General features: G+C 46.8%; 23 protein-coding genes. 4 read left to right on the top strand and 19 right to left on the bottom strand.

Features of this window, described 5'->3' with window-relative positions:
* Positions 1-2 precede the first annotated feature (2 nt).
* From A6E01_RS08195 to htpX, 6 genes are all read right to left on the bottom strand, one after another.
* Positions 3-1,247, bottom strand: a complete 1,245-nt coding sequence (locus tag A6E01_RS08195; RefSeq protein WP_017027668.1) for an SAM-dependent methyltransferase — start codon at positions 1,245-1,247, stop codon at positions 3-5.
* A 24-nt stretch (positions 1,248-1,271) separates the two neighbouring features.
* Positions 1,272-2,006 (bottom strand): DUF1365 domain-containing protein, encoded by a 735-nt coding sequence (locus tag A6E01_RS08200; RefSeq protein WP_017027669.1) that lies wholly within the window; start codon positions 2,004-2,006, stop codon positions 1,272-1,274.
* Positions 2,003-3,286 (bottom strand): NAD(P)/FAD-dependent oxidoreductase, encoded by a 1,284-nt coding sequence (locus A6E01_RS08205; protein WP_065210039.1) that lies wholly within the window; start codon positions 3,284-3,286, stop codon positions 2,003-2,005. The genes A6E01_RS08200 and A6E01_RS08205 overlap by 4 nt, the downstream gene beginning before the upstream one ends.
* Positions 3,286-4,017, bottom strand: a complete 732-nt coding sequence (locus tag A6E01_RS08210) for an SDR family NAD(P)-dependent oxidoreductase (RefSeq protein ID WP_065210040.1) — start codon at positions 4,015-4,017, stop codon at positions 3,286-3,288. Before A6E01_RS08210 ends, A6E01_RS08205 begins: the two co-directional genes overlap by 1 nt.
* Positions 4,014-4,436 (bottom strand): nuclear transport factor 2 family protein, encoded by a 423-nt coding sequence (locus A6E01_RS08215; protein ID WP_017027672.1) that lies wholly within the window; start codon positions 4,434-4,436, stop codon positions 4,014-4,016. Before A6E01_RS08215 ends, A6E01_RS08210 begins: the two co-directional genes overlap by 4 nt.
* Before the next feature lie 199 nt (positions 4,437-4,635).
* Positions 4,636-5,511 (bottom strand): protease HtpX, encoded by an 876-nt coding sequence (gene htpX / locus A6E01_RS08220; RefSeq protein WP_065210041.1) that lies wholly within the window; start codon positions 5,509-5,511, stop codon positions 4,636-4,638.
* A 310-nt stretch (positions 5,512-5,821) separates the two neighbouring features.
* Between htpX and A6E01_RS21435 the strand changes: the two genes are divergently transcribed.
* Positions 5,822-5,983: a hypothetical protein gene (locus A6E01_RS21435; protein WP_017027674.1), complete on the top strand. Its 162-nt coding sequence runs from the start codon at positions 5,822-5,824 to the stop codon at positions 5,981-5,983.
* A 69-nt stretch (positions 5,984-6,052) separates the two neighbouring features.
* On the opposite strand, the gene bioD is transcribed toward A6E01_RS21435, so the two are convergent.
* Genes bioD through bioB form a run of 4 tightly spaced genes read right to left on the bottom strand, consistent with a single transcriptional unit; the run spans position 6,053 to position 9,729 of the window.
* On the bottom strand, positions 6,053-6,730 hold the full coding sequence (bioD, locus tag A6E01_RS08225; protein WP_017027675.1) for a dethiobiotin synthase: 678 nt from the start codon (positions 6,728-6,730) through the stop codon (positions 6,053-6,055).
* On the bottom strand, positions 6,727-7,521 hold the full coding sequence (gene bioC / locus A6E01_RS08230; protein WP_065210042.1) for a malonyl-ACP O-methyltransferase BioC: 795 nt from the start codon (positions 7,519-7,521) through the stop codon (positions 6,727-6,729). The genes bioD and bioC overlap by 4 nt, the downstream gene beginning before the upstream one ends.
* Before the next feature lie 2 nt (positions 7,522-7,523).
* Positions 7,524-8,690: an 8-amino-7-oxononanoate synthase gene (locus A6E01_RS08235; protein WP_065210043.1), complete on the bottom strand. Its 1,167-nt coding sequence runs from the start codon at positions 8,688-8,690 to the stop codon at positions 7,524-7,526.
* Positions 8,677-9,729, bottom strand: a complete 1,053-nt coding sequence (gene bioB, locus A6E01_RS08240; protein ID WP_026026098.1) for a biotin synthase BioB — start codon at positions 9,727-9,729, stop codon at positions 8,677-8,679. The genes A6E01_RS08235 and bioB overlap by 14 nt, the downstream gene beginning before the upstream one ends.
* Before the next feature lie 150 nt (positions 9,730-9,879).
* On the opposite strand from bioB, the gene bioA reads away from it, so the two are divergent.
* On the top strand, positions 9,880-11,157 hold the full coding sequence (gene bioA, locus A6E01_RS08245; RefSeq protein WP_017027680.1) for an adenosylmethionine--8-amino-7-oxononanoate transaminase: 1,278 nt from the start codon (positions 9,880-9,882) through the stop codon (positions 11,155-11,157).
* Positions 11,158-11,388: 231 nt separating this feature from the next.
* Here bioA and serS read toward each other — a convergent pair whose 3' ends face one another.
* The 5 genes from serS to lrp form a co-directional block, all read right to left on the bottom strand.
* Positions 11,389-12,696, bottom strand: a complete 1,308-nt coding sequence (gene serS, locus A6E01_RS08250; protein ID WP_065210044.1) for a serine--tRNA ligase — start codon at positions 12,694-12,696, stop codon at positions 11,389-11,391.
* Between the two features lie 84 nt (positions 12,697-12,780).
* Positions 12,781-14,127 carry a replication-associated recombination protein A gene (locus A6E01_RS08255; protein ID WP_065210045.1) on the bottom strand — a complete coding sequence of 449 codons (1,347 nt, stop codon included), beginning with the start codon at positions 14,125-14,127 and terminating at the stop codon, positions 12,781-12,783.
* A gap of 9 nt (positions 14,128-14,136) precedes the next feature.
* A complete protein-coding gene (gene lolA / locus A6E01_RS08260) occupies positions 14,137-14,739 on the bottom strand; it encodes an outer membrane lipoprotein periplasmic chaperone LolA (RefSeq protein ID WP_017027683.1) in 603 nt (200 codons plus the stop codon).
* A 33-nt stretch (positions 14,740-14,772) separates the two neighbouring features.
* Positions 14,773-17,676: a DNA translocase FtsK gene (locus A6E01_RS08265; protein ID WP_065210046.1), complete on the bottom strand. Its 2,904-nt coding sequence runs from the start codon at positions 17,674-17,676 to the stop codon at positions 14,773-14,775.
* Between the two features lie 115 nt (positions 17,677-17,791).
* A complete protein-coding gene (lrp, locus tag A6E01_RS08270) occupies positions 17,792-18,283 on the bottom strand; it encodes a leucine-responsive transcriptional regulator Lrp (protein WP_017027685.1) in 492 nt (163 codons plus the stop codon).
* A gap of 157 nt (positions 18,284-18,440) precedes the next feature.
* Between lrp and ald the strand changes: the two genes are divergently transcribed.
* On the top strand, positions 18,441-19,565 hold the full coding sequence (gene ald, locus A6E01_RS08275; protein WP_065210047.1) for an alanine dehydrogenase: 1,125 nt from the start codon (positions 18,441-18,443) through the stop codon (positions 19,563-19,565).
* A gap of 99 nt (positions 19,566-19,664) precedes the next feature.
* On the opposite strand, the gene A6E01_RS08280 is transcribed toward ald, so the two are convergent.
* Together A6E01_RS08280 and cysB are read right to left on the bottom strand one after the other, a co-directional pair.
* Positions 19,665-20,849 carry a methyltransferase gene (locus A6E01_RS08280; RefSeq protein WP_017027687.1) on the bottom strand — a complete coding sequence of 395 codons (1,185 nt, stop codon included), beginning with the start codon at positions 20,847-20,849 and terminating at the stop codon, positions 19,665-19,667.
* A 50-nt stretch (positions 20,850-20,899) separates the two neighbouring features.
* Positions 20,900-21,874 carry an HTH-type transcriptional regulator CysB gene (gene cysB / locus A6E01_RS08285; protein WP_017027688.1) on the bottom strand — a complete coding sequence of 325 codons (975 nt, stop codon included), beginning with the start codon at positions 21,872-21,874 and terminating at the stop codon, positions 20,900-20,902.
* A gap of 158 nt (positions 21,875-22,032) precedes the next feature.
* Between cysB and miaE the strand changes: the two genes are divergently transcribed.
* Positions 22,033-22,788, top strand: coding sequence for a tRNA isopentenyl-2-thiomethyl-A-37 hydroxylase MiaE (gene miaE, locus A6E01_RS08290; RefSeq protein WP_017030381.1), 756 nt, complete (start codon positions 22,033-22,035; stop codon positions 22,786-22,788).
* A 384-nt stretch (positions 22,789-23,172) separates the two neighbouring features.
* Here miaE and pyrF read toward each other — a convergent pair whose 3' ends face one another.
* Positions 23,173-23,865 carry an orotidine-5'-phosphate decarboxylase gene (pyrF, locus tag A6E01_RS08295; RefSeq protein ID WP_017027844.1) on the bottom strand — a complete coding sequence of 231 codons (693 nt, stop codon included), beginning with the start codon at positions 23,863-23,865 and terminating at the stop codon, positions 23,173-23,175.
* Positions 23,866-24,114: 249 nt separating this feature from the next.
* On the bottom strand, positions 24,115-25,284 hold the full coding sequence (gene lapB, locus A6E01_RS08300) for a lipopolysaccharide assembly protein LapB (protein ID WP_017027843.1): 1,170 nt from the start codon (positions 25,282-25,284) through the stop codon (positions 24,115-24,117).
* Between the last annotated feature and the right edge of the window lie 3 nt (positions 25,285-25,287).

The raw sequence follows: 25,287 nt of genomic DNA on the forward strand, positions 1-25,287 counted from the left end.
AGTTACTTTGGGTTGCGAAATGTTAGGTGAACGGTACTGATGCGTTGGGCGAGAAAACCGCCTTCGCAGTAGCACAGGTAATAACGCCACATACGCATGAAGCGTTCATCATAACCAAAGCTTGCTAACTCTTTTTCAGACAGGTTAAAACGATGCAGCCACTCGCGAAGGGTCTTGGCGTAATCCATCCCTATGTCATGGAGATCATGCAAAACCAACTGGCTATGTTTAGTGGTTTGTTGCAATAAGTGGGTAACTGAAGGGAGGAAGCCGCCAGGGAATATGTATTTTTGGATAAAATCAACGCCCTTGCTGTACGATTCAAAACGTTGATCGGCAATGGTGATCGCCTGAATCGCCATAAGCCCGCCAGGTTTAAGAAGGCTCTGACACTTGTCGATGTAAGAAGGCAAGAACTCTCTCCCCACCGCTTCGATCATCTCAATGGACACCAGTTTATCGAACTGACCCTCAAGGTCTCGGTAATCCTGCTTCAAAAGAGTAACTTGATCAGACAGCCCTTGCTCCTGCACTTTTTGTGCTGCGTAGGCAAACTGCTCTTCTGAAATAGTGGTGGTCGTGACATGACAGCCATAGGTTTTGGCCATGTATATCGCCATACCACCCCAACCCGTACCAATTTCAATGACCGAATCACCCGACTGCAACTTCAATTGCTGACAAAGCCTGTCCATTTTATTGATTTGAGCTTGCTCTAAGGTGTCTGAGCTGTTGTTGTAGACTGCCGCAGAGTAGAGCATGTTATTGTCTAGAAAACGCGTGTAGAGCTCATTCCCCAAGTCGTAATGTGCCCCAATATTTTTCTTAGAATTGATGTGAGTATTTCTGTTTAGCCAGTGACCCACCTTATATGCCGCTCTTTTGAAAAGGCTTTGCTTGCTGTTCATGTTATCGAGAGAGTTGAGATTTAATGCCATCAATTTCATCACTGCGGTAAGGTCGCTACTGTCCCACCATCCATCCATATACGCTTCTGCCGCAGCAATACTGCCACCGCTTAGCATTCGAGAATAAAAATCCGGATGGGATATTTCAATAGAGGCGTGAAAGCTCTCAGTTGCACAACCAAACTCTAAAGACTCTGAAACCGATTTCGATTCAAAGCGTTCGATGATGGTTAATCTGCCATGTTGCAACTTTTGTAGGTGGTTAAGAAGAAGCGCGCGAGCGGACCGCTGTAGAGGCGAAAGATCCTTTTCGATAACCAAAGATTGTGAATCGTACATTGTGAAAAGCCTCCTGCTTTCTCATTATTTATTTTTTGCTGGATGCGGGTAGATGGGTACTTTCTTAATCCACAACTTCAATGCGTGCCAGTAAATGCCTGTGAGTACTTTTACTGTCAAAATCGGGGTACAGATCAACTGTTTAAGAAGATTTCTACTATTGAAGGCTCTCGCCTTCATTGACAGAGTCGCGTCAAACTCTTTGTTCTCTCTGTGGCACTCTAGATGAACCATCAACTTTTCTGAAAGTGGTTTGAGTCGCCACACATATTGCTGCTCTACAGGATTAAAAGGCGATACATGAAACGCCTTATCATGTTTCCAGTTTTCTCCGTTTTCTCCCTCATCGGCATCAATGGCATAGTAGTGTCGCTCGTTCCATGGCGTGTTACTCACCTCAGCCAACAGCATCTGCCATTGCCCTTTACTATCATAAACATAGTAGAAATTGACGGGACTGAAGTAGAGGCCGAGATAACGAAGGTGGACAACAGCGACCACCTTACCGCTAAAGCGTTTTCCTGTTAGCTCAAATACCTTATCTTGAACGGCTGATTTTAGGCATCCCTTTCCGACGTAATCACTACGATTAAAGCGAGCCCAGTGCCACCACTTTTCTCCAAATCCCCATACTGAATTTTTCAGAGACTGGAATTCATCCACATCTATGCTGGGCATAAACAGGGGGTAATTAAGGGCATGTTCTGTGGGAGAGAAACGTCTATGCCTCACGGTGCCCACTAAGATTGCGCTATTCATGCTGCGCCTTTCTCTTGAGCATTTTCTTGCATCGCTTCAATACCTTTCACTACCTGGAGTGCACTATAAACGCCATCTTCATGAAAGCCATTGCGCCAATATGCGCCGCAGAACCAAGTAGCATTATGGCCTTGAAGCTCTTCGCTACGCCCCTGCGCGGCAATGGACTCTCGAGTAAATACTGGGTGGTGATAGATGAAGCTACGTAAGATTTTGTCCTTATCAATATTCGGGCTGTTGTTCAGAGATACGCAGAATGTGTGGTCTGACTGAATGTGCTGCAGGATATTCATATCATAGGTTAAGGTCGGTAATCGGTTCTCTTGATCTTGGTCGCCGGACAAATAATAGTTCCACGAAGCCCAAGCTTTACTACGTTTCGGTAGTAGGTTGGTATCAGTATGCAACACCACTTCATTGGCTTGATATCGCATGTCCCCCAGCACATCAGTCTCTAGCTGAGTTTGTTCCTCTCCGAGGATCTTCAGCGCCTGATCGCTGTGGCAAGCAAAGATCACCTGATCAAATTGCAGCCATTCACCGTTTACTAATAATCGAACACCCACTGGCGTTCTCTGCACTTTTTCAACGGGCGATTTGAGTAAGATCTTATCGGAAAAACCCTGAATTAACGGCTCAATATAGGCTCTAGAGCCCTCGTCTATCACGTACCACTGCGGTCTATTTTTGATATCAAGTAGGCCGTGATTGAGGAAAAAACGCAAGAAGAAAGAAAGAGGAAACACACGCATATCTGCAAGGGTGGATGACCAAATTGCGGCGCCCATTGGTAAGATGTAGTTTTCACTGAAATAGCCACTAAAATCATGTTCTTCAAGAAAAGAGCCGAGCGTTTGCTCTTCTAGTGAATCATCACCTGCCAAGGACTTTGCAAGCTTATTGAAGCGAAGGATCTCAGAAATGAACAAATAAAACTTGGGATTAAACCAGTTACGCTTTTGAGCAAACAGGGTCGACAGAGCATGACCGTTGTATTCCAGCCCATTACCGTCGTTGCGCACGCTAAAGCTCATCTCGGTTGGGTTTCCACGCACACCAATCTCGTTCATCATTTCGATGAAATTGGGGTAGGTGCGGTCGTTGTAAACGATGAATCCGGTGTCTACAGTGTAGGGCTTTCCTTCAACCTCAACATCCACCGTCGCCGTATGACCACCAATATAGTCATTCGCTTCAAACAAGGTTACGTCGTGGTTTTTATGTAGGCGGTATCCACAAGTGAGTCCGGATATCCCTGTGCCTATGATCGCTATCTTCATTACTGTTTGTCCTTAATCAGTTTCTTAGCAAGATGGTGCTGCACTGAGTACGGCAAGCTTCCTAAAATTCTCAATATCCATGTAAAACGCTTAGGAAAATAGATGTTGGTTTTTCCCGACTCTATGCCCTCTCGTATCGCTCTAGCCGCTTCGTCTACTTCAATCATCATCGGCATTGGAAAGTCGTTTTTGTCGGTAAGTGGCGTTTTCACAAATCCCGGAAATACTGTGCTTACCTTGATGCCCTTGGGCGCGAGGTCAACGCCCAGCGTGCGAGACAAATAGCTCACCGCCGCTTTTGACGCTCCGTAGGCTTCGGCGCGAGGTAGTGCCATCTCGCTTGCGATAGAGCCCACAATTACCAGATGATGCCCTGCTACAAAATGGTGCTGGGCGCCTTCGATGGCATTGGCTAGTCCAATAACATTTATCGTGAACACACGCTTTATTAGGGCCGCATCCATAACCCCTTCGTCAATGTATTCGCAGTCCCCAGCATTAAGCACCCAGGTAAGTGGAATCGGGTCCAAATCATAAAGGGCTTCTTTGCACGAACTTAGGTCGGTAAGATCAAATTGAAGTGGTTTTACGTGACTACCTAGGGAGGCGAGTTCCTGCAGTTTTTCAGCGTTTCGTCCGCAGACATAAACGATCTGCCCAGACTCAGCATAATCTTTGGCAAGCTGCAGCCCTATTCCAGAGGTGGCTCCGGTAATCAAGATTGGGTTCATGATTGCCCCAACCTTTTTTTGATGGTCTTAATCACGGAACCCAGCACAGGAAGATTCTCATAGAGCATCTCCCCCATATCAAAATAGTCTCGATGATGGATCACCTTGCCATCACGAAACTCTAAATGACTGATACCTTGCACTGCGACCTCACTGCCTCCCTTTAATTTGGGGTGGCGCAAACGCATAGTCCAAATAATGAACCCTGCATCGCCCGCTTGATGCTTACTCAAAATATCGAATCGGCAATCAATTACGTTCTGGTACAAGTTATCAAAATAAGACGAGAGCTCATCCCAGCCGTTTAGCTTATGGGCGGAGTCCTCAAAAATCACATCTTGATGATAGATTCGAGTAAGACTGTGTAGGGTGTCTTTACTCAGGCTTTGATATACATCTGCAACAGTATCAATGTTCATCATCCATTTCCTAGTGGCTATGACAGGGCGTCCCTCCCCGTCTGGTTTATTCAACCTTTGTGACCTGATATTCGTTGGGTCTAGTTAAAGGTAGTGTATTTTGCGAAAACTTACCTTAACTACGTGTTTTACAAAGCATTAGATCAAAAAAAAGCTTGGTTTTTACACCAAGCTTTTTAATCAATATTCTTCAAGCAAATTAGAACTGCTGAGTGTTTCTCAACGCTTCAATTCGCTTGTCTAACGGTGGGTGAGACATAAGCAACTCTGTTAGAGAGCTTTTACCGTTAATACCAAAGGCCATCATAGAGCCCTCAAGCTGAGGTTCATGGCTTGTTTTAAGACGCTCAAGAGCGGCGATCATCTTATGCTTACCCACTAAGTGCGCTGCACCTGCATCCGCATGGAACTCACGCTTACGGCTGTACCACATGGTGATGAAGCTTGCCAAGAAACCAAACACTAACTCCAAAACCATAGACACACCGAAGTACACCATCATGTTAGTGCCGCCTTCTCCCTCATCGCTGTTGTTATTGGCAACCATGTTGGCAATAAAGCGAGATAGGAAGATAACAAAGGTATTCACTACGCCTTGCATTAGCGTCATGGTGACCATGTCACCGTTAGCAATATGGCTTACTTCGTGCGCCAGTACCGCTTCAGCTTCGTCTTGAGTCATGCTATTGAGCAGTCCCGTGGACACCGCAACTAATGAATCGTCACGCTTCGCACCGGTCGCAAATGCATTAATGTCTGCAGAATCATAAACGGCAACGGTAGGCATGCCGATACCTGCCTGCTGTGCTTGACGAGAAACTGTCTCTAATAGCCAGTGCTCTGTTTGGTTGCGCGGGCTTTCTATCACCTGTCCACCCACCGAACGCAGCGCCATACTCTTTGACATCATCAATGAAATGAAAGAGCCACCAAAACCAAAGACTGCGGCCAACACTAGTAGACCAGACAGGCTACCGGATTGTATGCCAGTAAAAGCATAAACAAGGTTTAACACCACACTCAATACTGCAATTACAGCAAGGTTGGTCAGTAAAAATAACGCTACGCGCTTCATTCATTTTCTCCAAAGTAAGAAGCTAGAACAGTGTAATTATGGTTCCAATCCGAGACAGTAGACAAAGAAAGATAATCTTTGTTCCCAGAGGGGTATCTCAATTGGATTTGCAAGTTTCTGTTACCACATTCTATATATGTGGACGCGAAGCGAAAACTCAATAGCAGTAACAATTTGCGACAAAATGAGAGTTCTGTTCGCAATTGACGATTTTTTTAGCAAAGTGTCTTGCGTTAAATCAATGAATGGGTATAAATGTTAGCCAAGATATTTATTTTTTAACCAAGCATTAACAAAAAAGGAGTGAGTTATGGCTGATGGTACTAATCATGAAATGGCGTTGGACATACTTCGTTGTCACCTTGGAATGAGCAAAGAAGAAGCCCTCGAAGAGCTTGGGATTTCCGATGCTGAATCTGTAGAACAACAAGTGTTAAACGCGCAATCGCAACTGGCTCGCGACACTAAATAGCTTGATACGAATAGAAAAAACGCGCTCTTTTTAAGAGGGCGTTTTGGTATTCAGTGATCGCAAATACGTTTATATGATCGAATCAAGATTGATGTATTTGCTGAGATCTTTTTTCTTAACCCCACGCATGTATGGGATTTCACCAATCTTAGGCGCGCCAATCTGCGACTCTAAAAACGTAATAATGTCACGGTAGTGCTCTTCACAAGGGTTCACTCGGTTAGCCACCCAGCCCACAACCTCTAAACCGTCGTTTTTGATTGCCTCTGCGGTCAAAATAGCATGACTTAGACAGCCTAGCTTCACGCCAACCACTAAGATTACTGGCAACTTCTCATCGGCAACCCATTCAGATAAATAACCATCGTCTGCGATAGGCACTCGCCAACCACCGGCACCCTCAACCAATACAAAATCAGCATTTTTCTGATGCTGATGCAATTTTTCAGAAAGGGACGCGGTGTCGATTGGTTTATCGTCGATTTTCGCCGCTATATGCGGAGATGCCGGTGTCATTAACGCAACTGGGTTCACTTCATCGTAAGCAAGCTCAATACTAGCCGCCGATTGTAGATACAAGGCATCAGAATTGCGAGCACCCTCAGCGGTCATCTCACAGCCTGCAGCAACAGGCTTAAAGCCGATCGTCGACAATCCTCTTGCATTAAATGCTTGCAACAAAGCTCGTGAAACAACCGTTTTTCCTACATCCGTATCCGTTCCAGCAACGAAAATTGTCTTGTTCATTTCTTTATTAGCCCTAGGCAAACTCGGTAAGTTGCCGGTAATTTGAGATTGGTCTGAAATAATTGTTGATAGACCTGCTCTAGCTTAACCAATGAGCTTTTTTTGGTTAATCCTTGTGAGCGGCCACCTATTTGAGTCGCACCTATGCCTTTTAGATCTTTCATTAGCTCAAAGGCACTATGGTACCAATAGGTCATTTTTGCCAAGTCTACTTGAGAGCCATCACACTTCGATTGAGCCAACGCAATTTTTATTGCCTTTTCAGATACAAACTGCTTCACATGTTGATACTGATCAACATAGCTCCACGCCTGCTTTAATTCATACAGCGATCCCTCAACCAATGTAGAGAACAAGACATGCCCTCCCACTTTACACACGCGTTTTGATTCTCGGATGGGAACACTTAAATCCTCGCACCACTGCAACGCTAAACTCGAGACAACGTAATCAAAGCTATCATCAGCAAAGGGAAGAGCTTCAGCATCACCTAAGTAATAGGTAACCTGCTTTCCACAACGTAATCTAGCCTGATCTAACATTTTGTCCGAGAGATCTAACGCCACAACCTCAGCCCCTCGCTGCAGTAGTTTTTCGGTGAGATAACCTGTACCGCAGCCTACATCCAGAATCTGTTTACCTATCAGGCTTGCCGGCAGCCTTTCGAGTAACTTCTCTACCACGTCTCTTTGAAATCGAGCATGCTGGTCATAGTTAGAAGCTGCACGACCAAATGCGCTGGCAATGGCCTGTTTCTCTGGCGTAGCAATCAACACTCCATTTGAGCCCATGACTAACAACCCTCCTTGGCATACTGACATTCAAATTGCTTTAGCGATTGAGCAAGTTTACTGATCTGTTCAAGCTTATGATTGGCCGATAATGTCACTCGAATTCTGGCCTTTCCTTTTGGCACTGTGGGCGGTCTAATTGCCGTTGCCCAAAGCCCTTGCTGGCGCAAGTAACTTGCCATCGACATGGCTCGGTCTGCAGAGCCTGCTAAGTAGGGTTTGATTGGCGTTTGTGTCTCTATAAAACCCGGAAGGTCACCGAGCAGGCGCGAATAGGTATGTTGTAAATCCGATAATTGGTCACGACGCCATTGCTGAGTGCGAGTGAGCTGTATCGCTTTAGTCACTGTGGCGGCCTGTGCCGGTGGCATCGCCGTTGAATACACAAAGTGACGCGCATACTGACGCAAATATTCGGCTATGGATGAGCAGCACAAGATCGCCGCGCCTTGCACGCCTAACGCCTTCCCAAAGGTCACCACCAGCAATTGAGGCTTTATTGAAGACTCTGTGCAGCTGCCTTTGCCTTCCTTGCCTAACACCCCTAAGCCATGGGCATCGTCAACCATCAGCCAGCAGTTTTGTTTTTGGCTCTGAATTTGAATATCAGCCAGTGGGGCTTTATCCCCATCCATACTAAACACCCCTTCAGTGACCACTAAACCTGAGCCATTGCGCTCAATCAGATCACTTAAGCGCTGAGTACTGTTATGAGTGAACCGGTATTGGGTTGCGGGGCTTAACATGCCAGCCTCCATCAGAGATGCGTGATTGAGTTTGTCTTGATATAAGCAATCACCCTTTTCAAGCAACGCAAAAAGAGCCGCTTGATTGGCACTAAACCCTGAATTAAACAATACCGCTTGTTCATATCCAAGCCAGTCACATAAGGCGTCTTGCAGTTGCAAATGTGCGTAGGAAAACCCTGTCACCATAGGCGAGGCGGCGCTGCCTACACCGTGACGATCCACCGCCGTTTTCCACGCCTCTTTCAAGGTGTTGTCATTGGCAAGCCCTAGGTAATCATTACTAGAAAAATTAACGAAGCCCTGCTCAGCGATTTGGACCTGTGCTGTATTTCCGCCATGAACAGGGGTGAGGGTTCTAAGTAGCCCCTGTTCACGTCTTTGTTGCAGTGCGCTCGTGATCCTCGATTCAAACAGTGGCATCGTAGAAAAGATCATCTTTTGTCGGTCTTGCAGCCACCCTTTCATTGACCTGCTCGAGCAATTCATGCTCTTGGATCTGATCAGGTTTCTGGCTGGTTGCTAGGGTATTGATACCCAACTTTTTAAATAGCTGCATATCGCTATCTTCATCAGGATTCGGCGTTGTTAGAAGCTTGCAACCATAGAAAATGGAGTTAGCGCCCGCCATGAAACACAGCGCCTGCATTTGCTCGTTCATATTTTCACGGCCAGCCGACAAGCGCACAGCCGATTCAGGCATCATTATGCGAGCAATGGCAATCAGTTTGATGAACTCAAATGGGTCGACATCGTCAACGTCTTGCAGTGGTGTGCCCTTTACTTTCACCAGCATATTGATAGGAACGCTCTCAGGGTGAACCGGCAAGCTCGCTAATTCAGCCAATAGGCCTGCGCGATCTGCGGTGCCCTCGCCCATGCCAATAATCCCTCCAGAACAGATTTTCATTCCGGCTTCACGCACATGCGACAAGGTATCTAAGCGGTCTTGGTAGGTTCTGGTGGTGATGATGTTGCCATAATACTCTGGCGAGGTGTCTAGGTTGTGGTTGTAATAATCAAGCCCTGCAGTAGAAAGTTCGGATGCCTGCTCAGGGGTCAACATACCTAGAGTCATGCAGGTTTCTAAACCTAAAGACTTCACACCCTTAATCATATCGGTCAGCAAAGGCATATCGCGCGCTTTAGGGTTCTTCCAGGCAGCGCCCATGCAAAAGCGCGTAGAGCCTGAGTTTTTCGCCTTCTCTGCCGCTTCTAATACTCGCTCTACTTCCATTAAGCGCTCTTTATCCACGTCAGTTCGATAATGGGCACTTTGTGGGCAATATTTACAATCCTCAGGGCAAGCCCCTGTTTTTATGGAAAGCAATGTACTGACCTGCACATAGTTATGCTGCTGGTGCTGGCGGTGAACGGTCTGTGCTTGATACAACAGATCCATAAACGGGAGATTAAGTAGTGTCTGGACCTCTTCAACTGTCCAATTATGACGAACTTCCACGCTGTTATCCTTTTCTAAATTCATTGTATAAACGGCATTATTTTTAATGCTCTGTTGCTTGGCTAGTCTAACCTGAAGCGATACACTGTCAACACAGCAAGGATAACTTTGTTTACTAACGAACATTAATTGAACAATTTGAGCTCTTTTATGGATTTAAGCTTCGACAAACAACACCTTTGGCACCCGTACACCTCAACTCTGAGCCCTCTCACCTGCTACCCAGTGTCATCAGCATCGGGTGTTACATTGCGATTAGAAGATGGCACCGAGCTTATTGACGGTATGTCTTCGTGGTGGTCTGCAATACACGGCTACTCACACCCAAAGCTAAATGCTGCGGCTCACCAGCAAATTGATACTATGTCCCATGTGATGTTTGGCGGCATTACCCATAAGCCCGCCATTGAGCTTGGGAAAAAGCTACTCGATCTTGCACCCAAAAATCTCCAGCACATCTTTCTTGCTGATTCGGGTTCGGTGGCAGTAGAAGTAAGCCTCAAGATGGCACTGCAGTACTGGCACACCTTAGGTGAGCGCCGGCCCAAGTTTCTCACCCTACGACACGGTTATCATGGCGATACCTTCGCTGCGATGTCGGTGACCGATCCTGACAACTCAATGCATTCACTGTACAAAGGCTTTCTACCTGAGCACATCTTTGTGGATTCCCCTCAGTGTGGCTTTTTTGATGATTGGGATGAAGCCGATATAGCGCCAATGCTCGATGCCCTTGAGATTCATCATCGCGACATAGCCGCCATCATTCTAGAGCCCATAGTCCAAGGCGCAGGCGGAATGCGTCTGTATCATCCAAGCTACTTAAAGCGCGTGCGAGAATTGTGTGACCACTACGGCATCTTGCTCATTGCTGATGAAATTGCCACTGGATTCGGGCGTACAGGAAAGATGTTTGCAGTAGAACATGCTGGCATAGAGCCAGACATTCTATGTGTGGGTAAGGCTTTGACCGGTGGCTATATGACCCTGTCAGCAACCCTTGCTACACCAAAGGTCGCCAACACTGTCTGCGGAGGCGAAGCAGGGTGCTTTATGCATGGACCCACTTTTATGGGGAACCCACTCGCCTGCGCAGTGGCATCGGTGAGTTTGGAGATATTGCAATCCGGTCAATGGCAGCAGCAAGTTGCCGATATTGAAACGCAGCTTGCGCAGTCACTCGGTCAATTATCTCGCTATGCACTGGTAAAAGAGACTCGATACCTTGGCGCTATCGGTGTGGTAGAAACACATAAACCGGTCAATATGGAGAAGATACAGGCACACTTCGTAGAACAAGGGGTATGGATTCGCCCGTTTGGTAAGCTGATTTATATTATGCCGCCATACATTATTAAGCCGGATGAGTTGCAGATACTGATAGAGGCGATTGAAAGCGCGGTGCAAGATGACGGGTTGTTTTTGTAGGGTGTAATGTGCTTGCTAAGATCCTGCTGGGCTGGCATTCCAGTTTTCGTCAGGATGACAACTCCTTTATAAACGTCAGCTCTAAATTCGCATCATGTTGGGAAACCCGGAGTATCTCAGAGTCTTTAGCACCCTAAATCACCACACCGAATTCATAAAGCAGGCACCTGCTTATCGAACAGACATAAAAAAACCGGCTAACAAGTAGCCGGTTTTTCATGCAGTCACTTATCAACCAATGTGGGTCAAACCACCCATGTATGGTTGAAGTACAGCAGGGATCTCAATGCGACCATCTGCTTGTTGGTAGTTCTCTAGGATCGCTACCATGGTACGACCTACTGCTAGGCCAGAACCATTTAATGTGTGTAGAAGCTCTGGCTTCTTCTCACCCTTACGACGGAAACGCGCTTGCATGCGACGTGCTTGGAAATCGGCAGTGTTCGAGCAAGAAGAGATTTCACGGTACGTTTTTTGTGCTGGAACCCAGACTTCAAGGTCATAGGTCTTGCGAGCGCCGAAGCCCATATCGCCAGTACAAAGCACCACTTTACGATAAGGTAGCTCTAGCAATTGAAGTACTTTCTCAGCGTGACCGGTAAGTTCTTCCAAAGCATTCATTGAATCTTCTGGACGCGTGATCTGAACAAGCTCAACCTTGTCGAACTGGTGCATACGGATCAAGCCACGAGTATCACGACCGTAAGAACCCGCTTCAGAGCGGAAACATGGCGTGTGAGCCGTCATCTTGATTGGCAGGTCTGCTTCATCAACGATGGTATCACGTACCATGTTAGTTACTGGAACCTCAGCAGTAGGAATAAGAGAAAGCTTACGAGGCTCTTCGTCATTCACTTTTTCTGTTAGTGGCTCAGTGTGGAATAGGTCTTCACCAAATTTAGGCAGCTGACCTGTGCCAAATAAGCTTTCTGAGTTCACTAGGTACGGCACATACATCTCTGTGTAGCCATGCTCATCGGTGTGCAGATTCAGCATGAACTGCGCAATAGCACGGTGAAGACGAGCAAATTGGCCCTTCATCACGATGAAGCGTGCGCCAGTAATTTTGGTTGCGCTAGCAAAGTCTAGGCCACCAGCCATCTCACCAAGATCGACATGATCTTTTACTTCAAAATCGTACTCTTTTGGCGTGCCCCAACGAGAAATTTCTACGTTCTCGTTTTCGTCTTTGCCGTTTGGTACAGAATCATCTGGAAGGTTAGGTACAGACAGCGTGATGTCTTCTAGCTGAGCTTGAACCTCTGCTAGTTCGACTTTCTTCGCATCTAGGTCAGAACCCAGAGTACCGATCTGTTTCTTGATCTCTTCAGCGCCCTCTTTATCGCCAGCTGCCATTTTTTGGCCAATTTGCTTGGAGATAGAGTTACGAGAGGATTGCAAGTTTTCAACATCAACCTGAATAGCTTTACGCTTTTCTTCTAGTTGGCGAATGGTATCAACGTCTAAGGTAAAGCCTCGACGCGCTAGTTTTGCTGCTGTTTCGTCCAGCTCTGTACGAAATAATTTAGAATCTAGCATTGCTAATCCTGCGTGTAGTTAACGATAACTCTCAAGGAGCTAAAAAGGGTAAAATTTCAATCGAACAAAGATATCTAAAAAACACTACTTTTTGTAGCGCTTTCGTGTGCTTTTTTCGTCTAAAGAATGGAGATAGTTCAGCTTTTCAGCAATTTTTGTTTCTAGGCCACGATTTTCTGGGAAATAGTAGCGAGTCTCGCTCATTTCTGGAGGGAAATAGCATTCCCCTGCCGCATAAGCGCCAGGTTCATCATGAGCATAACGATACTCGTCACCATAGCCTAATTCTTGCATCAACTTAGTCGGTGCATTACGGAGGTGGTGTGGCACTTCTAGCTCTGATGTGTCGTCTGCATCTTGCAACGCTTGTTTCCACGCTGTGTAAACGGCGTTACTCTTTGGCGCGCACGCTAAATAGACCACGGCTTGCGCCAGAGCCCTTTCGCCTTCTGCAGGACCTATGCGTGTAAAACAATCCCACGCGCTAATCGCCACTTGCATGGCACGGGGATCAGCATTGCCAATATCCTCAGATGCAATGGCTAGCAAACGACGAGCAATATACAAAGGGTCACAACCCGCCTTGATCATGCGAGCACTCCAATACAAGGCCCCATCAGGGTTTGAGCCTCGAATTGACTTATGCACCGCAGAAATCAGGTCATACCAAATATCGCCCTTGTTATCGAAGCGTGCCACCTTAGAGCCAGCTACCTGTGCGAGCAACTCAAGATCTATCTGCTTAACGCCGTTTTTCTCTGGCGCCATATCAAACAACAGCTCTAAGTAGTTGAGCGCCATGCGCGCATCACCGCTGACAAGTTCCGCTAAGCGCTGATCGCTCTCGCCGATAAACTCCGCCTTAAGCTTACCTAAACCGCGCTCATCATCGTTTAAGGCCTGTTGAATCACTTGCTCGATATCTTGGGTATCTAGGGAGGCAAGCTTATACACTCGCGCTCGTGATAGCAGTGCGTTATTGAGCTCAAAGGAAGGGTTTTCGGTGGTTGCGCCTATAAAGGTGACCGTGCCATCTTCAATGTGCGGCAAAAAAGCGTCTTGCTGGCTCTTGTTGAAGCGATGCACCTCATCGACAAACAAGATGGTGCGATGTCCCGCCATCTTGTTGTCACGTGCCTTTTCAATGGCGGCTCGAATGTCTTTCACCCCAGAGGTCACGGCAGACACGCGCTCTACCCTAGCATCGGCATAGCTTGCGGCTACCTCTGCTAATGTGGTTTTGCCTGTGCCGGGTGGGCCCCATAGGATCATGGAGTGAAGCTGTCCTGCCTGCAAAGCACGATATAAGGGCTTACCCGGGCCTAAGACATGTTGTTGACCTATGTATTCCTCAAGGGTTCTTGGGCGCATGCGCGCAGCAAGGGGACGAAAATCCTCCCCCGTTGAGAAATCAAATTGCATATTGCTCATGATATAGGTTTAGTTACGCTGGTCGTCAACTTCAACCCCATTTGGGATTTCAAATACAAAGCGCGACTTAGCGGGCGTTTGGGCACGGTAGTCATTAAAGGTAAACTTACTGCGCTGGCCATCTTGCTCCACCACGTTAAAGCCTGAGATTGCTCCCGCTTTATCAATGTCAATTTGGAACTGGCCCTGTGTAGAGGTTTCGTCCATTGGCGTTAAGGTAAAGCGATCGCCATTTTGAATTACGTTGTATTTGTCCCAATCGCTGGCTTTATTGCGCGTTAGCAATACAAACGGTGTTTGCTCTGTCGCTTGCTCTTGCCAGTAAATACTCACTTGTTCGATAAACGGGCTGTAATACCACAGCGTTTCGCCATCAGACACTAATACATTTTCGTCGGGTGTATTGGTGGTCCAGCGAAAGAGGCTTGGCCTTGCGATCTCAACGGAGCCTGTGCCTTCCATAACAACTTCATCATCTGGGCTCACAACAGTTTGTGAAAACTGCGCAGTAAAGCCATCGGTTTTATCTAAGCGTTGCACAAGCTCTTGCTGAGGGTTGGCAGACACAGCGCCTGAAACCAACACCAATAAACTTACTAATATTTTCTTCATACTACTCTCTGAATACTGGGCCAAGAGGCCCTATTACATATCTTTAATTGGCGGCGGTGCAAGTACCTCTCGGTTACCATTATGCCCCGGAGCCGATACGATACCTTGCGCTTCAAGTTGTTCTACTATGCGAGCGGCTCGGTTGTAACCGATCTTAAATTTACGCTGCACGCCTGACACAGAGCCACGACGCGTCTCAGTAACATGCTCAACCACCTGGTCAAACAGCGGGTCCGTGTCCTCTTCCCTTTCCATTTTTTCACCCGGAAGCAAGGTTTCTGGCGACGGTTCACCCTTAGTGATCTCATCGATATACTGAGGTTTACCTCGCGCCTTCCAGTCATTCACTACCGCGTGCACATCATCATCTGAAGCGAACGCGCCGTGTACACGAATGGTATGGCTAGAGCCAGGGGGTAGATACAACATGTCACCCATACCTAGCAGCGACTCTGCGCCACCCTGATCTAGGATGGTTCGTGAATCAGTCTTGGTCGATACCGTAAACGCAACACGCGTCGGAATGTTCGCCTTAATCAGGCCTGTAATCACATCCACCGATGGACGCTGCGTGGCCAGAATAAGGTGAATACCCGCCGCACGCGCCTTTTGCGCGATACGAGCAATCAGCTCTTCAACCTTCTTACCCACCACCATGATAAGGTCGGCAAATTCGTCAACCACCACCACGATGTAAGGCAGTTTTTCAAGCAATGGCGCTTCTTGATCCATACTGTCGCCCGGTTGCCACAGTGGATCATGGATTGGATGTCCTGCATCCGCCGCCATTTTCAGCTTCTCGTTAAAGCCTTTCAAGTTTCGTACGCCAAGGGCGGACATTAGCTTATAACGGCGCTCCATCTCACCCACACACCAGCGAAGGGCATTCGACGCATCCTTCATATCTGTAACCACTTCGGACAACAGATGAGGAATTCCTTCATAGATAGAAAGTTCTAGCATTTTCGGATCAATCATGATGAAACGCACATCATCTGGTGTTGATTTATACAACATACTCAGAATCATGACGTTTACACCTACAGACTTACCCGAACCTGTAGTACCGGCTACTAACACGTGCGGCATCTTAGACAAATCAGCGACAACCGCATCACCGGCAATGTCTTGACCCAGCACTACCGCTGTTGGCGATTTATTCTCGATAAACTGCGGGCTACAAACCACATCGGACAAAAATACCGTCTGACGAGTCATGTTTGGAAGCTCTAAACCCACGTAAGGCTTACCAGGAATCACTTCAACGACACGCACTGCTAATGCAGATAGCGAACGCGCCAAATCCATGGACAAACTGGAAATCCTAGACACTTTGACCCCTGGCGCAAGGTCTAGTTCAAATCGAGTGATAACAGGTCCAGGGAAAATACCTACGACCGCTGCCTTAATTTTGTAGTCCGCCAGTTTGGACTCAACAAGACGCGCTATGTTTTGCAGCGCTTCTCTATCAATATGGTTTTCACGCTTTTCAGGATGATAAAGCAGTTCCAACGTCGGCATTGGACTGGTTGGCACGGGTAGGTCAGCATCTTTACGAATCAAGAATGGATTTTGAGAGGCCGCTTGTCTGGCTTTCTCATCGGCTATTTGTTTAGCAAAGGCTTCGGCATCCGTTAACTCTTCAACGATGACTTCTTCATCTTGTTCTTGCGCTTGTTCTTGTTCAGAAGCGGCAGTCTGCTCTTCCACCTCATCAAGGGATTCCATAGAGATGCTTGGCTGTGGCTTTTCTGCTTCTTCGACAATATCAAAGTCAGAAGAATCTCCGACTAGCTCTGCGTCATGATTGTGTGAATGTTGCTGTTCATCTTCAAGTAGCGGATCGCTTTCCAGTGTTGGTGGCTGGAAGCTTGGCTTCTCTTCTACTATCTCTTCCGTGGCAGAAAAATGCTCTTCCACCTCAGGAATCTCCATTTCTGGTGTTGGATCTTGGTTAGACTCTTGAGTCTGCGCCACTGTATCTACTGTCGGCTCTTCAGTATCCGCGTAGTCATTCGCTAGTTGGGCATCGCGCTCAAGCTGATCTATCGGCGCATTGAGGTTGCTGGTTCTATCGAAGGTAAAGGTTTCGTCTTCGCTGTCCTCAGGCATATAGATCTTGTATGGGGTTTCTTCTGCAAGCGCTTCAGTAGATGGCGCTAGTAACGGATCTTCTGTTATCGGACTCTCAGTATTCTCTAACGTAGGTTGCAGAGCTTCTGGAGAAGTATCTGCATAAACCAATTTTTGATCGTCAAGGCGCGTAGGTTCAAGCACCTGCTCTTTGTCACCACGGACAAAGTTCAAGCAAGAGGTCACGCACCATAAGGTGCCCTGACCGATGCGTTCAACAATCGATAGCCAAGAGATACCGGTAAACAGAGTAAAAGAGGCGCCCCAGAAAAATAGCAGCGCAAGGGTACTGCCTAGGCTGTTGAGCGTTGGAAGTGCCAGACTGGTGATCACATCACCCACCACGCCACCGGATGAGAAGTACCAGATGTCATCAAAGTTCAGATCCGCTAGGCCACAACTGGTTACAATTAACAGTGCACCGCCAAGCAACCTCGTGCCCCATAGCATCAAATCTACAGGTTCTGTGTCTGTGCGTTTACGAAATACAATCCAAGAAAGTAGAACGATAATGGCTGGTACAAAATAGGCCAGAACGCCGAAGGTGAATAACAATGTATCACCTATCCAGGCACCCATTAGGCCACCCGCATTCTTCACTTCCCCACCCCACGCCGTTTGCGACCATGAAGGATCTGCTGGGTTAAAGGTAATCAGTGATACTGCCATAAGGACAGCAAGCAATACGCCAATGATAAGACACCCTTCTCTGAGGCGTTGAATGCCGGTGAGATTGGGTTTGGCCTTGTGAGGAGACTTGTGAACTACTGTTCGAATTTTGGGATTTCTTTTCAACATATCCATTGCATGCGGGTCTTAGTCGGATAAACGACACGAGCGACTAATGTCGCCCGTGATTATCTTCATTTAAACACATGCTGAGGTAAAAACCCAAATAGAACCTCAGGGAATCAGCAATTTAGCGAGTTTTGATCACTAGGTTATTGCTCTGCTTCACTTCTTCCATGACGACATAAGTACGAGTGTCATTCACACCCGGCAGGCGTAGCAGGGTGTCGCCTAGCAATTTACGATAGGCACCCATATCAGATACACGTGTTTTCAATAGGTAATCGAAATCACCTGAAACAAGATGACACTCTTGAATGTCGTCTAGCTTTTGTACTGCAGTATTGAACTGCTCAAATACATCTGGCGCACCACGATTTAGGGTGATCTCTACAAATACCAGTAGAGAGGCATCTAAATATTGGGGGTTAAGTTGTGCGGTATATCCTAAAATATAACCTTGACGCTCAAGACGTCTTACCCTTTCCAAGCAAGGGGTTGGCGACAAACCAACACGCTTAGACAGTTCTACGTTAGAAATTCGGCCATCTTTTTGCAGTTCATTAAGAATATTTCTGTCTATACGGTCCAGTTCCTTGGACGGTTTACTCGCTTCTAACATGGTTTTGTTCCACCTTTTTACTTCCTTGCAACAATATACACTACAATATTAAAATATTCAGCATCAAATTTTGAATAAACGGTTCTATACTAGTTGATAACACCCCACATAAGCAATTTATGCAGTTACTATAACTAGAAAACAATAAGGAGTCAGGATGATAATTGGTATCCCTAAAGAGATTAAGAACCATGAGTACCGAGTTGGTATGGTCCCAGCCAGCGTGAGAGAAGTTATCTCTAACGGACACCAAGTTATAGTTGAAACGCAAGCCGGCAGCGGCATAGGTTTCAGCGACGATGACTATATCGCAGCAGGTGCATCCATTCTTCCAGCCACAACGGAAATCTTTGCTCAGGCAGAAATGATCGTGAAGGTAAAAGAACCTCAGGCCATTGAGCGAGCAATGCTTCGCGAAGGGCAAATCTTGTTTACTTATTTACACTTAGCTCCTGATTTTCCACAAACTGAGGAACTAATCAATAGCAAAGCGGTATGCATTGCGTATGAAACCGTGACCGACCGCTTAAATCAGCTACCTCTTCTTGCACCAATGTCAGAAGTTGCGGGCAGAATGTCCATCCAAGCCGGTGCACAAGCCTTAGAGAAATCCAATGCTGGCAGAGGCCTTTTGCTGGGTGGAGTACCCGGTGTTGAGCCTGCAAAAGTGGTGATCATTGGCGGTGGTGTTGTTGGCTCAAACGCCGCTCGAATGGCTGTCGGTATGCGTGCTGATGTGACTATCCTTGACCGAAACATTGATACGCTTCGCGCTCTTGATGAAGAGTTCCAAGGACGTGCAAAAGTAGTTTATTCCACTGAAGAAGCACTAAGTCGTCATGTATTAGAAGCCGATTTGGTTGTGGGCGCGGTATTGATTCCAGGTGCTGCAGCGCCAAAACTTGTTACAAAAAAACACATTGAATCAATGAAACCTGGTGCCGCTATCGTGGATGTGGCCATTGACCAAGGTGGTTGCTTTGAAACCTCCCATGCAACGACTCATGCTGATCCAATCTATATTGTCGATGATGTGGTTCATTATTGTGTCGCAAACATGCCTGGCGCGGTAGCTAGAACCTCTACCTTTGCCCTCAATAACGCGACCCTGCCTTATATCATCAAACTGGCAAACAAGGGTTATAGACAAGCGCTTACTGAAGACAAAGGCTTCCTGAACGGCCTTAACGTCATTCATGGTGTCGTGACATGTAAAGAAGTCGCCGACAACTTCAACCTAGAATATGTAGAGCCTAGCAAGGCGATAGCGCTATTTTCTTAATAACGACAGCCACGCATTGCCGAGGTTTCTTATCGGCAATTTCTTGGTTGTAAAGATCCCCGACAAGAGCACTCGGGGATGACGGGATTAGACTGTCAGCTATAACACCGCGTGTATGAGAATATTACGCGGTGTTATTTTTTTTTCGCAAAACTCCGTTAGATGAACCTTATAGCCGTGCTCTTGCAGATAGAGAGATTTATCTAGGATAAGCCACATCTCTAATGGTCGATGAAAAGCCATTTGCACTAAGCTGAGCTTTTCCATTCGCGCAAAACGCGCCTCTCCTAGTCTTTGATAACGCTTAAAATCACAATCGGGCAACTCAAAGCCCTTTCGCTGCGCCGCCCACTCACAAAACTCTATGAACCCAAGCTGCAACTGAGACTTCTTGACACTTGGAATGGGTTGATATTCGCTCAAGCCTAGCTCTTCTCGTAAAAGCTCATCCAGCCCAAGTCGATAACTCATTTCTTGATATCGATGGCGCTCCACTCTCTCGCCGCCGGTAACCGTTTCCTGTAAAGGAATACGCAGCTCTGACTTGGATAGTGCCAAGGCTGACTGCTTTCCCAAACTCGAAAGAGGCTGATACTGCTCATCCTGTATTAAGTGATAACAACAAGGCGCTATTGATAGCGCGGCTAACTGGTGATCCATCGCGTGCTTCATCAAAGAAACATGTAAATCTCCGCAGGCATGCAAAGCGACGGCATGTTGCTTGTGATTAAATATATGTTGATGGTCACAGTTAAAGGCATCACCCTGAATAAAGGTGACAGGAAGATTTTGCTTGTGAGCCTCGGCCTGTCCATGCTCACAAAGTGGCTGTTGCCACTCAAAACTGGTCACCGCCTGCCCCGAATGATGCGCGAGTATTCGCCCTAAGAATCCCTTACCGGCACACCACTCTAACCACTCCGCGCCTGAATGCGCTGAGAGCGCCCGAGAGCCCATAGCCGTGATTTGTTCTAGCTTTCTTCCGGGTATTCCAGTGGCAAGATGAGAATCAAGCTCTAGAGGCGTTGTCGATGAGTGCTCAAGCGTCACTAAGGGCTCTATATCCTTAAGTTCGGGTATAAATGTTTGTAGCTGCTGATACACACTCGATACGTCGTGCTTTAGGGAATGAGCATCGGACGCAGATAAACCGTCAAGCCAGGTTGCCAATGGCGTATCCGCAAATCGGTGTTGTCGAGAGCGACTCTCGTGAAAAGGCTCAAAACGCCAAAAGTGTTGGCATTTAAGCAATAGATGATCGAGCGGTGTAAAGTGTGTGAGCATGCTTCCCCCTAGGTGTTTATTTTAGAGGGAAGCGAATCAATTAGGAATGTTTAACGAACCGGAAGCTCAATATCCTTGAACATTTCCGTGATTTCATGATTGTTTTTCAACGAAATCGCCTGCTCTACCACTGGACGGGTTAAGTGCGGCGCGAAACGCTCCACGAAATCGAACATGTAGCTACGCAAGAAGGTGCCTCGTCTAAAGCCAATACTGGTGGTGCTTGCCCCAAAGATATGACTGGCATCAATCGCCACTAAGTCTTTATCTTGCTCTTCATCGATGGCCATACTCGCGATAACGCCCACACCGATCCCCATGCGTACATAGGTTTTGATGACATCAGCATCGGTGGCGGTGAATACGATTCGTGGTGTTAAACCAGCATTGTTGAAGGCTGCATCTAGCTCCGAGCGCCCGGTAAAGCCGAAGACATAAGTCACTAGTTGATATGCGGCAAGGTCTTCAATGGTCACGTTCGCCTTATTGGCCAGCGGATGGTCACGCGTCACCACTATTGAGCGATTCCAGTGATAGCACGGTAGCATGATGGCATCATGGTAAAGGTGTAGAGCCTCCGTCGCGATAGCGAAATTGGCAGTACCCTTGGCAATGGCCTGAGACATCTGTGAAGGTGTCCCTTGGTGCATATGTAGGGAAACCTTAGGATATCTCGCGGTAAAGCCTTTGATAACATCAGGAAGTGCGTAGCGGGCCTGAGTATGTGTGGTAGTGATGTTCAAGGTGCCCATTTCTGGATGGGTGTGCTCGGAGGCGACGGACTTTATCGATTCCACACGAGATAAGATCTCTCGAGAGATTTTGACAATGTCTTCGCCCGCTGGGGTCACCTGAGTCAGGTGCTTACCGCTTCGTTCAAACACTTGTATTCCAAGCTCATCTTCAAGCAGTCTCACCTGCTTACTGATGCCCGGCTGAGAGGTATAAAGACTCTCCGCGGTGGCAGACACATTGAGATTGTGATTAACCACTTCCACTATGTATCTTAATTGCTGTAGCTTCATGCTATGCCTCGTATTCCTTTACATATAATGATTAGTTATAACGTTTTTGGATTAGTATGAAAAGTAGTTTCATTGATATTCATGATATAAGGTCACTATAGACACAGCGAAACAAATTTCTTAGGCTACGGCATCGCTGTAATGACAATGGATCTCTCATGTATCAACACCTTCTCGAACCCATTCACCAATTTCTCAACTGCACTACTCCAACACAATGGATAGAGGAAGCAAAAAAGCCCGAGCGATTGCCTGTGGTGCTTATCGACCACCTGCTTTGTGAATTAAAAGCGGGCCAATCCGCCATGTTCCTGATCCGAAAATATGCGGCAAACAATGAGAGCAAACAGCAATTGTTGGAGTGGTTCAAGCCCTATGAAGAATTTGCCTATAAGGGTATTGGTGACCTGAATACCTTAAAAGGTAAAAGCAATATCTCAAAAGGCATTATTGCTCAATCCGATTCACCGTATAGCCAAGACCTTATCGATAAGATGGTGTTGCTGATCAAAGAAGAGCTGCATCACTTCTATCAAGTGCTAGAGATCATGGATAGCCGCGGCATTGAGTACAACCATGTACCCGCCAGCCGTTATGCGAAGGGTTTGCTTAAGCATGTGAAGACCTATGAACCACAGACACTCATTGATAAGTTGATTATTGGCGCATTTATTGAAGCAAGATCGTGCGAGCGCTTTGCTGCTCTGGCGCCACATATGGACGAAGATATACAGAATTTCTATATCTCTTTATTGCGCTCAGAAGCTAGGCACTATCAAGATTATCTAACCTTAGCTCAGCAGATTGCCAGTGAAGACATTAGTGAGCGAGTAGAATATTTTGCGAGGGTTGAGGCTGAATTAATTACTACACCTGATGTTGAGTTTAAATTTCATAGTGGTATTCCGGTTTAAGAACAAATAGTCAGTAATACTAGTTAAATCGTCATACTGGAAACCGCGACGCGGTTATCCAGTATCTTAGAGAGTGACAGTGGTGGGTATTGAGCTATCAGCTATCAGCTATCAGCTATCAGCTATCAGCTATCAGCTATCAGCTATCAGGGTCATCCTGATGGAAATCAGGAACTTAGTGAGCACTTGTTCTAAATTTCGAACGTTCTAAGATGCTGGATAAATACTTTGTATTTTCCAGCATGACGGGAGCGCACTAATTTTGCCTATCTTACGCTCGTCATCCTGATGAAAATCAGGAACTTAGTGAGCACTTGTTCTAAATTTCGCACTTTCTAAGGTCCTGAATCGAGTTCAGGATGACATTTGTTATTGGCAGAGTAGTTACGCTAGTGTCGCGTTGATCTCAGCTAACACTTTCGCAGGGTCAGCGGCTTGGGTGATTGGGCGGCCGATAACAAGGTAATCAGAACCTGCTTGAATCGCGTCAACTGGGGTCATGATGCGTTTTTGGTCGCCAACGGCTGCGCCTGCTGGGCGGATGCCTGGGGTCACCAATTTAAACTCTTTACCTAGCTCAGATTTCAAGAAGCTCGCTTCTTGGGCTGAACATACCACGCCGTCTAAACCGCTGTTCTTGGTTAGGTGTGCAAGGCGCAATACCTGATCTTTTGGCTCAACGTCTAGGCCAATACCTGCCAAGTCTGACTGTTCCATGCTGGTTAGCACAGTTACACCGATCAGTAGTGGACGATCTTTACCGTAAGGTTCCAAGATTTCACGTGATGCGGTCATCATACGCTCACCGCCACCGGCATGAACGTTCACCATCCATACGCCCATTTCAGCTGCAGCGCGAACCGCTTTAGAGCAAGTGTTTGGGATATCGTGAAATTTCAAATCCAAGAATACAGAAAAGCCTTTTTGATGGAGTTGTTTAACAAACTCAGGGCCAAATAGAGTGAACATCTCTTTGCCGACTTTTAAGCGGCATGAGGCTGGGTCGATTCGGTCTACAAAGTTTAAAGCGTCATTCTTGTTGTCATAGTCTAAGGCAACGATCACTTTTTGATCCATCGAAAGGTCTCCTAGTATGGGCATGGGGGATAAAGCGCGCCTATTCTAACCTTGTCAGACAGAGATTGTTAGAGTGAAACGTGATTTTATACCAATCACACTAAGTAAGTGATCAGAAGTAGCTCAGGAAAAATGCTCGAGAACAAGGCAGGATTTTTCGATAAGTAGTTATTCTACAATCAAAAATTTTAACGCAGTTATCGAGTATTTTAACCAGCTAGAATGACCAGTTATTTAGTACGATTGGTATTATTCGCCGTCTAGGCCTCGGATAGGCTTGATGCTACCCCAGCTGCGGCAAGATGGGCAATGCCAATGAAGGGCATGAGTTGAATAGCCACATTTGCGGCATCTGTGATGGGGTTTCACCTTCAATTGCTCACCAACCATGGTTTGCAGGGTGCTTAAGCTGTCTTTAGCACGGCCCTCTTCCGCCTCTGCAATATGGTAATCAATTAAACGGTAGAAGCCCTTCATAGTAGGGTTCTTGATGAGCTGTCGAGTCAACAACGATTGAGCGGCGCCTGTGCCTTCATGCTGAGCGACCACTTGTGCCAGCATGAGCTCGACGGACACACCCGCTTTCTTGTCGATACATTTACGAAGAAACTCTAACAGTTCAGGCTCTTGACCCAGGTGGTAATAGCAATCGGCGAGGTTTGGTAGCACCTCACTGATAAAGTCGACATCCTGAGCTAACACCGACTCTAGATACTTAATGGTCTTGGTGTACTCTTCCGTTTCCATGTAGATGCGGCCAAGTGATATGTTGGCACGCACACATTTAGGGTCTTCAGCTAGCGCTTTCTTATAGTACTGAATGGATTTGGCACGCTTGCCAAAGGCCTTTTCATTCAACGCCAGTTCACACCAGTAATGAGAAATACTGGTGCGCATTTTTCTGCGCCCCATCTTCACCAACATACTGGCGTAGTGGATAGCCTTGCTCCACTCCTTGGTTTGTTGGTAAATCGCCACCAATTGCTGCAGCGCCTGTTCTCTATGATCAGGCTCTTCCACCAATTGCTCGTAGATTTTTTCTGCGCGATCTAGAAAACCCGAGACCATGTAGTCTTTAGCCAACTGCTGCAAAGCAATGTTCTTTTGTTCAATGGTCAGTTCGGTACGCGAGATGAGGTTTTGGTGAATGCGAATCGCTCGGTCAACCTCGCCACGTGAGCGAAACAAGTTACCCAAAGCAAGGTGAGTATCTATGGTTTCGTCGTCGACCTGCAAGAGTTCGATGAAGTGATCCACCGCTTTATCTGATTGCTCGGATAACAGCAGATTTAGACCATGAACGTACTGTCTGGATATTTGGTTAGACTGTCTCTGGTTATCTTGACGTGCACTACGCTGGCCCATGTACCATCCATAGGCTGCTGCAATTGGTAAGAGTAGAAACAGTAACTCAAGCATCCA

The organism is Vibrio breoganii (assembly GCF_001677275.1).
GTDB lineage: Bacteria > Pseudomonadota > Gammaproteobacteria > Enterobacterales > Vibrionaceae > Vibrio > Vibrio breoganii.

What these genes read in the sequence shown, in the direction of transcription:
- bioD (WP_017027675.1), bottom strand. Translation starts at nt 6,730, where the DNA reads ATGAACAAGACAATTTTCGTTGCTGGAACGGATACGGATGTAGGAAAA.
- A6E01_RS08210 (WP_065210040.1), bottom strand. Translation starts at nt 4,017, where the DNA reads ATGAACCCAATCTTGATTACCGGAGCCACCTCTGGAATAGGGCTGCAG.
- pyrF (WP_017027844.1), bottom strand. Translation starts at nt 23,865, where the DNA reads ATGGATCAAAAAGTGATCGTTGCCTTAGACTATGACAACAAGAATGAC.
- lrp (WP_017027685.1), bottom strand. Translation starts at nt 18,283, where the DNA reads ATGTTAGAAGCGAGTAAACCGTCCAAGGAACTGGACCGTATAGACAGA.
- A6E01_RS08195 (WP_017027668.1), bottom strand. Translation starts at nt 1,247, where the DNA reads ATGTACGATTCACAATCTTTGGTTATCGAAAAGGATCTTTCGCCTCTA.
- A6E01_RS08205 (WP_065210039.1), bottom strand. Translation starts at nt 3,286, where the DNA reads ATGAAGATAGCGATCATAGGCACAGGGATATCCGGACTCACTTGTGGA.
- cysB (WP_017027688.1), bottom strand. Translation starts at nt 21,874, where the DNA reads ATGAAGCTACAGCAATTAAGATACATAGTGGAAGTGGTTAATCACAAT.
- A6E01_RS08255 (WP_065210045.1), bottom strand. Translation starts at nt 14,127, where the DNA reads ATGAGCAATATGCAATTTGATTTCTCAACGGGGGAGGATTTTCGTCCC.
- A6E01_RS21435 (WP_017027674.1), top strand. Translation starts at nt 5,822, where the DNA reads ATGGCTGATGGTACTAATCATGAAATGGCGTTGGACATACTTCGTTGT.
- A6E01_RS08215 (WP_017027672.1), bottom strand. Translation starts at nt 4,436, where the DNA reads ATGAACATTGATACTGTTGCAGATGTATATCAAAGCCTGAGTAAAGAC.
- ald (WP_065210047.1), top strand. Translation starts at nt 18,441, where the DNA reads ATGATAATTGGTATCCCTAAAGAGATTAAGAACCATGAGTACCGAGTT.
- A6E01_RS08265 (WP_065210046.1), bottom strand. Translation starts at nt 17,676, where the DNA reads ATGGATATGTTGAAAAGAAATCCCAAAATTCGAACAGTAGTTCACAAG.
- lolA (WP_017027683.1), bottom strand. Translation starts at nt 14,739, where the DNA reads ATGAAGAAAATATTAGTAAGTTTATTGGTGTTGGTTTCAGGCGCTGTG.
- bioC (WP_065210042.1), bottom strand. Translation starts at nt 7,521, where the DNA reads ATGGGCTCAAATGGAGTGTTGATTGCTACGCCAGAGAAACAGGCCATT.
- serS (WP_065210044.1), bottom strand. Translation starts at nt 12,696, where the DNA reads ATGCTAGATTCTAAATTATTTCGTACAGAGCTGGACGAAACAGCAGCA.
- htpX (WP_065210041.1), bottom strand. Translation starts at nt 5,511, where the DNA reads ATGAAGCGCGTAGCGTTATTTTTACTGACCAACCTTGCTGTAATTGCA.
- bioA (WP_017027680.1), top strand. Translation starts at nt 9,880, where the DNA reads ATGGATTTAAGCTTCGACAAACAACACCTTTGGCACCCGTACACCTCA.
- miaE (WP_017030381.1), top strand. Translation starts at nt 22,033, where the DNA reads ATGTATCAACACCTTCTCGAACCCATTCACCAATTTCTCAACTGCACT.
- A6E01_RS08235 (WP_065210043.1), bottom strand. Translation starts at nt 8,690, where the DNA reads ATGCCACTGTTTGAATCGAGGATCACGAGCGCACTGCAACAAAGACGT.
- lapB (WP_017027843.1), bottom strand. Translation starts at nt 25,284, where the DNA reads ATGCTTGAGTTACTGTTTCTACTCTTACCAATTGCAGCAGCCTATGGA.
- A6E01_RS08280 (WP_017027687.1), bottom strand. Translation starts at nt 20,849, where the DNA reads ATGCTCACACACTTTACACCGCTCGATCATCTATTGCTTAAATGCCAA.
- A6E01_RS08200 (WP_017027669.1), bottom strand. Translation starts at nt 2,006, where the DNA reads ATGAATAGCGCAATCTTAGTGGGCACCGTGAGGCATAGACGTTTCTCT.